Raw genomic sequence first — 9,853 nt, 5'->3', positions numbered from 1 at the left:
TCGTCAACGATGGGCAACGTCATATCAACGTCGGTCAAAGCCCAAGCCATACCGATTTCTTCCTGCGAACGTCCAAGCAAACCAGCATTACCGACGCGTCGCTTAAATGACGTCGATCCATCTGGCTCCTTGCCCAGCTTCCATTCCCTTCCGGGGATTATACCAAACTCACTCAAAGACCCATCTTCCCTGCGCTTCCAATACTGATACTCAGGGTCGTCGTCGGCCTCGAACGCTCTGACGAGTTCGGCATCCTTCACGTACTGGTCACAGGCGGCTTTGAGTTTGTCGCGCCATACGTCGAACCGCGTCTGCACAACCTCACGATCCGAACCTGTCAACGGCTGCTGCTTGATGCGGTCAAACCGCGACTTCGATACGGGCGGGTCGAGAGTCTCATGCCACCACCTTGCCGACGCATACTCACAAAGGTCGTCGATGTCTTGGGGCGGCTTGCACCATTTCCACGGGTCGCTACGGATTTCGTCATACAGTTTGTCCATGGCATCGACGACGATCTGCGCGACCGTGTAACCATTGAGTGCTTTCGATACCGTGCTTGCATGTATCGGTCCATCAAGACCAAGACGCTCGTAATTGCGGGCAACCCATGCCTCTGCAATCTTGTTCCGTCCTCGCAGGAATTGACGCACGTCGTCACCCCGCAAGAATATTGCACTGTTTTCCTTATGTGCCATCATTGATTCTCCCGCATCCATTCGATGAGGTCGTCTCGCAGATAGCGAATGACACGGGCATTGGGCTGGCTGTACTTCGGACCAGTGGCATCCTTGCGCCAACGATACAGGGTTTCATCGGTCACACCCAGGTATGTCGCGGCTTCGCGAGGGTCCATGATTTCTGGGGCATTGGAGCGCAGGACAATTGCGCGCAAAGATTCTATTTGCTCGGAGAGCATGTGTAGTTCGGTCATATCGACTTCCTTTGACGAAAGCCAATGACCGCACCCTACTTCCTCCTGACGTCTCCCAGGTCGCAATGCACTGGGCAGTTCGAAGTGCGGCCTCACCCCGCTTACGGCTCGGCGAGGTGGAGGCGTATGTAACATCACAACAGTTAGGCGTGTTTCGTCGCCAATTCAACAACGGTTTCAGGTGTTTTTGAGAAATGCCTGTTTACGCCTGACGCAATCGCATCCGCGCCCGCCTTTTGTTCCTCATGGCTTGGTTCGCCATAATGCCCAAGCATCCGCAGGTCGTCGTCGGTCATTGTTTGTTGGGCAAGCCAGCGGTGAACGTGACGCGGGCATACCTCGCGCGCAACAGACATCCACAGGTGGCGCAAATCACCAGCAGCCGTCAAAGTCATCCTGTCCAAATCGTCGAGATGGCCGCGTTCGTCACCCACGATACGGCGCGACGGGAACACATAGTCACAGTCGGGATACTTGATTTCCCACAGCCGGTCGAACAGGCGGACAACGTCGTCGGCAATCGCAATTGTCCTAGACGTCTCTTGCCGCTTGAGGCGTTTGAACGTCACCAGCCCGCGATCCCTGTCCACCTGATCCCATTTCAGTGGGCGCAGCGACCGACCGCGAAACCCTGTGTACCAAGTGACCAACCAGCACAGGCGGATGTGTTCGTTCTCAATCGCATCAATCTCCCGTTTGCGGTCGATCCATGGGATTTGCATGTCGAGCCGCCCTGTCTGCACACGCGACTTCATCTGAGTGTTGTCCAGCAGCGCGGGGATTGGCAGGGTCAAAGCGCATAGGCGATTGACGAACCGAACGACCGCACCCGCAATCGTCGAGGCACGCTGCGCCGCGTGCGGGTGTTCTATCTGCAACTGGTTCAGGTATTGATTGATCTCAAGAACGGGCAATTCGCTCACCAGCACATCGCCCCATTTACTCAGATGGTTGTCGAATGCGCCCCTGTATGACTTTGCGGTGGGTTCGAGCATTCGAGCCTTGCCTGACGCCCGCTCAGACGTCCTGTGGTCGATGTATTGGTCAAGTGCGCCCCGGAACGTGGGAATACCGGCTTCCTGCACTGCAATCGCCTGCTCGTTGCGTGTGCGCACATTGCCCTCTTGTATGTCGAGCGATGCCTTACCGACCTGACGCTTTGCCCAAGCCGTATGTGCGCCTTTAGCGGCCCACTGAGCGAGTTTGACCGACCGCGTCTTCTGGGCATTGGAATCCCAGCGCGTGACATACCATGTCTTTGTTCCTGTGGGCGTGACACACAGGCGCAAACCTTTGCAGGATTTGTCCGAAAACCACGTTGTTTTCTCAACTGCGAGCGTCCGAATAGCCGTGTCCGTGAACTTGATCTGAGGCATGTGACGATCCTTGTAATGGCGAAGTTTTTACAAGGCCGACGTTACGATCCAACGCGCACCAAACACAACCAAGTGTTGCCGATTGAGTTGATTTTATTGGGTTTTACCGATCAAACACGTATAACTGTTGCTACAGTTTGATCATTACGAATGACGTGCTCTACCAGCTGAGCTACAGCGGCGCCTTGAGTCATCCGGAACTGGTCTCTGCCGGATGAGATGGCTCATTTAAACTGTCAGCCTGAAGCCTGCAAGACCAGTTGTGTGCGTTCGGGCCTTTCCTCTCTTTTAACCAGATGTTGTCGTCAAGGTATTGGGCCAATGATCAATCCATTGGGGCGAGCTTCCAGTTTGTGAAATTTTTGTAACGACGCAAAAGTCGTTTTGACTCCATAGCTATAATTCCATAATTCGTGAAATATGGTAACAGAAGTAATCGATCAACTGGCCATCCTTGGCCACCCACAACGTATCACCGTGTTTCGCATGTTGATGCGACGGTATCCCGACGCCGTTCCGGCGGGGGAACTGGCGTCGGAACTGGGGATCAAGTCCAGCACCTTGTCGAACTATCTCAACGCGTTGCAGCGATCCGGGCTGGTCAAGCAGGAACGCTCCGGGACGTCACTGCTCTATTCGATTGAGATGAAGAACGTGCAGCACATGTTCGATTTCCTGCTCGTGGATTGCTGCCGTGGCCGACCCGATCTTTGCATGCCCTTAGCCAAAGGACGTGAAACCATGGCTGACCGAAAATTCAACGTGTTATTCATTTGCGTGGGTAATTCTGCCCGGTCGATCTTTGCCGAATCCCTTTTGCGGGATATCGGCGGGGATCGGTTCACTGTCTATTCGGCCGGCATACGGCCGTTTTCCGAACTCAACCCATTTGCAATTCAGGTTCTGCAAGACAAGGGGCACGATACTTCGGCGCTCCGCTCAAAGAATGTATCCGAGTTCTCGGGGCGGGACGCGCTTGAAATGGATTTCGTCTTTACGGTCTGCAATCAGGCTGCGAACGAAGAATGCCCCGCCTGGGAAAGCCAGCCAATCAGCGGTCACTGGGGCATGGCAGATCCGGTCAAGGCAGAAGGTACCGATGCCGAAAAAAGCCTGGCCTTTCAAAACGCGTACGGCGCGCTGAAGCGTCGGATTCAAGCCTTTACATCACTGCCGGTTGAAAGCCTGGACCGGATCGCACTGCAATCCGCCGTTGATGAAATCGCGCGGTCGCCACTTGAGGATGCACCATGACGACTTACGCTTTGAACGGCCTTGGCCGAATGGGGAAACTGGCCCTGAAGCCCTTGTTGGAACAGGGCGCAAATATCGCCTGGATCAACGATTCTGTCGGCGACCCCCAGATGCACGCGCATCTGTTGGAGTTCGACACGGTACACGGGCGATGGGATGCAGAATTCAGCTTTGATGCCGACAGCATCACTGTGAACGAAACCCGCCTGCCGTTCATTGGCACCAAAGACCTGAGCGCGTTGCCACTGGACGGTGTTGACGTAGTGATCGACTGTACGGGCGTGTTCAAGACCGAGGCCAAGCTGACCCCCTATTTTGATGCCGGGGTGAAGAAGGTCGTCGTCTCGGCTCCGGTCAAGGACGGCCCGACAGCCAATATCGTCATGGGTGTGAATGACGGAACCTACGACCCCGCGGCGCATAGGATCGTGACGGCGGCCTCGTGCACGACAAATTGCCTGGCACCAGTGGTCAAGGTGATCCACGAGAATCTGGGGATTCGCCACGGGTCGATGACCACGATCCATGACGTGACCAACACGCAAACGATCGTTGATCGGCCCGCAAAAGACTTGCGGCGCGCACGGTCGGCCCTCAACTCACTGATCCCGACCACGACCGGCTCGGCCACGGCCATCACTCTGATCTATCCGGAACTCAAAGGTCGTTTGAACGGCCATGCGGTTCGGGTGCCGTTGCTGAACGCCTCGCTCACCGATTGTGTGTTCGAGGTTGAGCGTGAAACCACAGTGGAAGAGGTCAACACTTTCTTCAAAGCCGCTGCCGAGGGCGAACTGAAGGGCATTCTGGGTTATGAGACCCGCCCACTGGTATCCACCGATTACACCAATGACAAACGCTCCTCGATTGTCGATGCGCCCTCGACCATGGTGATAAACGGGACGCAGGTGAAAATCTATGCGTGGTACGACAATGAGATGGGCTATGCGCACCGCTTGGTGGATGTGGCGCTGATGGTCGGGTCCTCGCTGTGACCCAGCGGCCCGAAGGACTGTCGGCTTATGTCGCGGTCACGGCGGCCTATTGGGCCTTCATGCTGACTGACGGGGCGCTCAGGATGCTGGTGCTGCTGCACTTTCACACCATGGGCTTCACGCCGGTTCAGCTGGCCTATCTGTTTGTGCTTTATGAGATCGCAGGGATCGTCACAAACCTGGCCGCAGGCTGGATTGCCGCCCGGTTCGGGTTAACTTCCACCCTTTATGCGGGATTGGGGCTGCAGGTGGTGGCGTTGCTTGCCATGACGCAGCTTGATCCGCACTGGACCGTTACCGCCTCGGTCAGCTTTGTGATGATGGTGCAGGGGGCAAGCGGAGTGGCCAAGGATCTGGCCAAGATGTCGTCGAAATCATCGGTCAAGCTGCTGGCCCCGGCCGAGGGCGACGGGTTGTTTCGGTGGGTCGCTGTGCTGACCGGATCAAAAAATGCCGTCAAAGGGCTGGGTTTCCTGTTGGGCGCGGCCATGCTGGCAACGTTGGGATTCATGGCGGCAATCCTGGTCATGGCGGCGGTTTTGGCACTGATCCTGTTTGCAGTTATCCTGTTCATGCCAGCGGGCCTGCCGAAGGGACGCAAAGGGGCGAAGTTCTCCGAAGTTTTTTCGAAGTCTGCCAATGTAAACTGGCTGTCGGCAGCGCGCGTCTTTCTGTTCGGTGCGCGCGATGTCTGGTTCGTGGTCGGCATTCCGATCTATTTCTACACCGTCCTGTCGGATGGCACCGACGATGGCAACCGTGCCGCATTCTTCATGATCGGAACATTCATGGCGCTGTGGGTCATCCTCTATGGCGCAGTGCAGGCCTACGCGCCAAAGATCCTTCGTGCGGCGGATCGAACCGAAGGCGATTTGATCCGCGCGGCGCGCAGTTGGGCGATTGCCCTTTTCTGCGTTCCTGCGGCTCTAACATTGGCCGTATCGCTGTCACATGGGCCTGAAACCTGGCTAACCATAACGCTTGTGGCTGGGCTGCTGATCTTCGGAGCGGTCTTTGCCGTCAATTCGGCACTGCATTCCTATCTTATCCTGGCCTTCACCCAGTCCGAGCGTGTGACGATGGATGTCGGGTTCTACTACATGGCGAATGCAGCAGGTCGGCTGGTCGGCACGGTTCTGTCCGGCCTGACCTATCAGATCGGAGGGTTGCCCTTGGTTCTCGGGACCGCGACCGTGATGGTTGCCCTTGCTGCGCTGACTTCAGGCAAACTGACGGACCAAACCTCCGAAGCACTGACGTGACCGTTTTTGAACGATACCTCTCAATCTGAATCGCCCTCGCCATGATTGGTGGCACCCTGATCAGGCAGGCTGCATAATGCTATCGAAGAACGAATGGCGGAAATTCAATGTGTTTCGGCATATGCCTTAGCAAACCAAGACGACAACGCTGGCCGCAGAAACCCGGTATCTGCTAAATTATCCGATTTTTTGGTGACCCCGGCAGGATTCGAACCTGCAACCTGCCCCTTAGGAGGGAACCGTTCATAGCGCTATTCCTTCTGTGATTTCTTGCTCTTGCGAGTTTGTACAGTGTTCGCCTGTACATGGTTTGTACGAAAACGGGCCCTGACATCGGCCTCATCTGTCTCTGCGTGGGCATAGATGCGCATGGGCAAATTGGGGTCGGACCAGCGGCCAGCCTTAGCCGCTGTGACCGGATCGACGCCTTGGCGCACGACCAATTCGGTGAAGAACCCATGCCTTCCTGCTGGGTGGGCTGAGAGATACGGGATACCCGCCCGCTTGCAGATGGTCTTCCAGCGCGTGTTGTAGCCTGTGGAGCTGCCATAGCCGAACACACGAGGTTTCATGAACTTGCCTGTCTTGCGGTTCTTCGGGCGCTTCGAAGGCAGCGCCAGCAGTTCGTCCATCATCTGAGGCGATACCGTGATCCAGCCTTCGGGATGGCCCTTCTGCGCTTTCACCCTGACCTTGTTCTCGGCAGGCCGCAGATCGTCAGGCTCTATCGAGACCGCCTGATCGATCCGCGCCGCCGTTTCGAACATGAACCGAACCAAAGCAGCGTTGTACGGGTCAGCCGCGCGACAGAAGGCCTCGATCCACTCCTTGTCGGCGGGCTTGCGCTCAACACGGCTGGTTTTCCCACGGCGCTTGTCCTGGGCAATACGCTCGAATTTGTCATAGGGCTTCACCCGAATGAGCGGTGTGCCTTCCAGCTCGTGCGCGTTGTTGATGACCGCACTCGCCGGTGTCACGATCTCGCGCCACCAAGTATCCGTCGAGGCCTTGGGCTTCAGCTTCGGCCCCAGTCCTTTCAGGAGCGCACCTGATATCGCACCCAACGACAAGTCGCCGATCTCCTCGACAATCGGGATCAACTGCTTCGCGGTCTTGGGTGAAGCGTTATAGAGCATAATCGCATCCGAAAACGTCTTGCTCGGTTCATCGCCTACAACATGGCGGCGTATCTGAAGCTCGGTCTCGCGGTTTATCCAGTCCCGTGCGCCCGCTTCTGTAGATGCCTTAGTGCTTCGCCGGTATGGGCCTGCGATTGGCCTGCCGTTGTACTCGACCCAGCCCTTAGCCCAGTAGAAGCGACCCCTCTTGTAGATTTGGAGCGGCATGCCTGGCCTCCTTCAAAAATCTTGTCGATCTGCGCGGGTGTGATCAGCATGGTCCGTCCAAGGCGGTAAAATGCCCCAGTCTCGTTTGCTCGCTCGCGCAAGGTACGCTCTGAAATGTCGATGCCCATATCCGCCATCAACTCGACCCATTCGGATGGCTTTTTCCCAAGGCCGAGGATTTGCGAGCTGTCGGATTTGTCGGTCTCTGCCATTTCAGTCATCCTTTTCCGCTAGAGTTGAATCGTGCGTACGCATGGAATCGCTTGTTTGGTACCTTCTGACGTGCTCAGATGGATTCAAACGGAAATATGCGTCATTTTGTGCGATGTTTATACAAAGTTGCGCTTTCGTCAATTGGGAAGTCGGAATGACGCAAGAAGATGCTGATATTTTCGCGGAAGTAGGTGCACGCCTAGCCATCTCACGTAGCGAAATTGGCGTTTCGCAGGCCGCGATGGCAGAGGCGATCGGCGTCTCGCATCGGGCCTATCACAGCTATGAGAAGGGCAAGCGCGGCATTCCAGTCGAGGCGCTGATCAAGATGCACGGGCGATACCAAGTCGATGTTGCTTGGTTGCTGCTAGGCACAAAGTCGATCCGCGTCGGTCACGACTTTGAGGCTTTGAAGAGGATCGAGACCTCACTTGATAAGTACCTGGGAGGTGCTGGCATCAAGATCAAAAGCGAAAAACGTGGTGCCATCGTCGCGCGATGGTACCAGTCGCAGATCGAGGGGCGGGAAGTAACAGATGATGACGTTCATACTTGGATAGAACTCGTAAGGGAGTAGCAAAATGCAGGAACCAAGCGACAACTGGACAAAGCACATGCGCACTACACTTGAGCGCGTTTTGCGCATGACCACTGAACCTATGCGGCCATTGATAGCGATCTTCTTGGCAATGTGTGCGATATATCTGCTTGGGTTTACGAGATTCTCTCTTTTCCCAGTACAATCAGGCGCTTATTCCTTGTTCGACGCTGGGCAAGTCTTGTCGACGGCAATATCAGGTGTTGTGGTCTTCTTTTTGGTGAATGCTATCGTGGTACTTGCGTTCATCAACAAGAGAATTGAACGGATGCTTTATGAATTTGACTAGCAGGAAAACCGGTTCACCCCTCAGCAAAAGTGCGAGATTATTTGATGGCAAACGAAGAAACTGAGATCAACGCAGAGCCAACAAAGACCTTTTTCGTAGACATGCTGGTGCGGGACATCGCGTTAGAGCAAGCGGTGTTGGATCTGTTGGACAATAGCGTCGATGGCGCAAAACGAGAATCTGAGGGTTCTGACGATTTCACCGAAAAACGGATCGAGATCGCATTTTCATCGGATCAATTCATGATCTGGGACAACTGTGGAGGCTTCAGTCGTGCTGTAGCACGCGACTATGCCTTTCGATTTGGTAGAGCAGCGGGCGCACGATCTACGCCTCATTCGATCGGCCAGTTCGGCGTCGGCATGAAAAGGGCATTGTTCAAGTTCGGAAAACACTTTCGTGTAGACTCGGCAACGGCAGACGAACAGTGGGCCGTCGAAGTTGACGTTGCTGCGTGGGAAGCCGAACCAGGTTGGACATTTCCGTGGGCAGAACCAGACGCTGCAAGAGTAGCAAAAGATAATCCTGGCACGAATATCTTGGTAAGTCGGCTCCGTCCTGAAGTGGCTAGCCGATTTGGTTCGCAGAACTTCGAAAACGCCATTGTTGGATTGATCAAGTCGAAACACCGTCAATTCATTTCCGCAGGCCTTGATGTCCGCGTGAACGGGAACCGAATAGATGCGACTGACCTCAGCTTGTCGTTCTCAGATCAACTTAAACCAGGTGTTGATGTTTTCGAGCTCAACTACAACGGCGCAGCCCCAGTGAATGTAAAGGTTGTTGCCGGGGTCGGCCCTTCTATCCCACGTGAAGCGGGATGGTATGTTATCTGCAATGGACGAGTAGTGCTTGAGGCCGACCGACGGAATGTAACCGGCTGGGGCTTGATGGAGGAGCAGCAAAATAGGCTTCTAATCCCAGCATACCACAATCAATTCGCTCGATTCAGAGGGGTAGCCTGGTTTGATTCAGATGACTCGTCGCAGGTCCCATGGAACACCACAAAGGATGACATCGATCAAGATAGCCCGGCATGGCAGGCAGCCTTTGAAAAAATGCAGCAGATGATGCGGCCAGTAATCGACTTCTTGAATGAGTTGGACAAGGATATTGACGAGTACACGCGGGACAAGAGCCCGCTGTTGGACTTTGTGGCAAAAACGCCATTGCGAAAATCGGATACCCTTTCAGAAAAAACAGTTTTCGCCGCCCCTGCTAGGGACAGTGTTCAAAAGGGCCCGAAGTATGTGAAAATTCAGTACTCCCGCCCTGTCGATGATGTTGAAGCTCTTCAAGAGGAATTGGGAGTGCGCTCGGCAAAGGCTGTTGGAGAAAAATCGTTCGATCTGACGCTCTCAAGGTTCACGGACGAATGAGCAGTTTTCGAAAGATTAACTATTCACTGCGACCGGCTAAGCACGCTGAACGCAAGATGATGGGTGAATTGTTTCGCCGCCTCGCGGCCTTCTCGGCGCTCGAAGAGTATCGGTATGTTGGCCTGGGCAGTGTTTGGTTTGCCGATTTTTCCCTTTACCATAAATCTCTTGGTATAGCCGACATGGTATCCATTGAGCGGGCTACAG

At 55.0% G+C, this 9,853-nt stretch carries 11 protein-coding genes; 7 read left to right on the top strand and 4 right to left on the bottom strand.

Going from position 1 to position 9,853, the window contains the following annotated elements:
- The 3 genes from AC2FND_RS18540 to AC2FND_RS18530 all read right to left on the bottom strand — a co-directional run.
- Positions 1–698 (bottom strand): hypothetical protein (locus AC2FND_RS18540; RefSeq protein WP_496771235.1); only part of this gene is annotated, 698 nt, incomplete at its 3' end.
- Positions 698–934, bottom strand: coding sequence for a helix-turn-helix transcriptional regulator (locus AC2FND_RS18535; RefSeq protein WP_496771234.1), 237 nt, complete (start codon positions 932–934; stop codon positions 698–700). The genes AC2FND_RS18535 and AC2FND_RS18540, both read right to left, overlap by 1 nt.
- Positions 935–1,077: 143 nt before the next feature.
- Entirely contained in the window at positions 1,078–2,310 is a 1,233-nt protein-coding gene (locus tag AC2FND_RS18530; protein WP_496771233.1) for an integrase, read from the bottom strand.
- 420 nt (positions 2,311–2,730) lie between these two features.
- Here AC2FND_RS18530 and AC2FND_RS18525 point away from each other — a divergent pair, with 420 nt between their 5' ends.
- From AC2FND_RS18525 to arsJ, 3 genes are read left to right on the top strand one after another with little or no spacing between them, the layout of a single operon-like run.
- Positions 2,731–3,564 (top strand): arsenate reductase/protein-tyrosine-phosphatase family protein, encoded by an 834-nt coding sequence (locus AC2FND_RS18525; protein WP_496771232.1) that lies wholly within the window; start codon positions 2,731–2,733, stop codon positions 3,562–3,564.
- Positions 3,561–4,559 (top strand): ArsJ-associated glyceraldehyde-3-phosphate dehydrogenase, encoded by a 999-nt coding sequence (locus tag AC2FND_RS18520; RefSeq protein ID WP_496771231.1) that lies wholly within the window; start codon positions 3,561–3,563, stop codon positions 4,557–4,559. The genes AC2FND_RS18525 and AC2FND_RS18520 overlap by 4 nt, the downstream gene beginning before the upstream one ends.
- Positions 4,556–5,821: an organoarsenical effux MFS transporter ArsJ gene (gene arsJ / locus AC2FND_RS18515; protein WP_496771230.1), complete on the top strand. Its 1,266-nt coding sequence runs from the start codon at positions 4,556–4,558 to the stop codon at positions 5,819–5,821. The genes AC2FND_RS18520 and arsJ overlap by 4 nt, the downstream gene beginning before the upstream one ends.
- 251 nt (positions 5,822–6,072) lie before the next feature.
- Here arsJ and AC2FND_RS18510 read toward each other — a convergent pair whose 3' ends face one another.
- On the bottom strand, positions 6,073–7,167 hold the full coding sequence (locus AC2FND_RS18510) for a tyrosine-type recombinase/integrase (RefSeq protein WP_496771229.1): 1,095 nt from the start codon (positions 7,165–7,167) through the stop codon (positions 6,073–6,075).
- Between the two features lie 367 nt (positions 7,168–7,534).
- On the opposite strand from AC2FND_RS18510, the gene AC2FND_RS18505 reads away from it, so the two are divergent.
- The 4 genes from AC2FND_RS18505 to AC2FND_RS18490 all read left to right on the top strand — a co-directional run.
- Entirely contained in the window at positions 7,535–7,957 is a 423-nt protein-coding gene (locus tag AC2FND_RS18505; protein ID WP_496771228.1) for a helix-turn-helix domain-containing protein, read from the top strand.
- Positions 7,958–7,961: 4 nt separating this feature from the next.
- The gene (locus AC2FND_RS18500) at positions 7,962–8,267 is read left to right on the top strand and encodes a hypothetical protein (protein ID WP_496771227.1); all 306 of its coding nucleotides are present in this window, start codon (positions 7,962–7,964) and stop codon (positions 8,265–8,267) included.
- Positions 8,268–8,311: 44 nt separating this feature from the next.
- Positions 8,312–9,646, top strand: coding sequence for an ATP-binding protein (locus AC2FND_RS18495; protein ID WP_496771226.1), 1,335 nt, complete (start codon positions 8,312–8,314; stop codon positions 9,644–9,646).
- On the top strand, positions 9,643–9,853 hold a 211-nt coding region (locus AC2FND_RS18490; RefSeq protein ID WP_496771225.1), incomplete at its 3' end, for an O-methyltransferase. The genes AC2FND_RS18495 and AC2FND_RS18490, both read left to right, overlap by 4 nt.

The sequence above is a fragment of the Ruegeria sp. BHSB056 genome (assembly GCF_059613305.1).
Note: the sequence above shows the minus strand (reverse complement) of the source record. Positions and strands in the feature narration are given on the sequence as shown.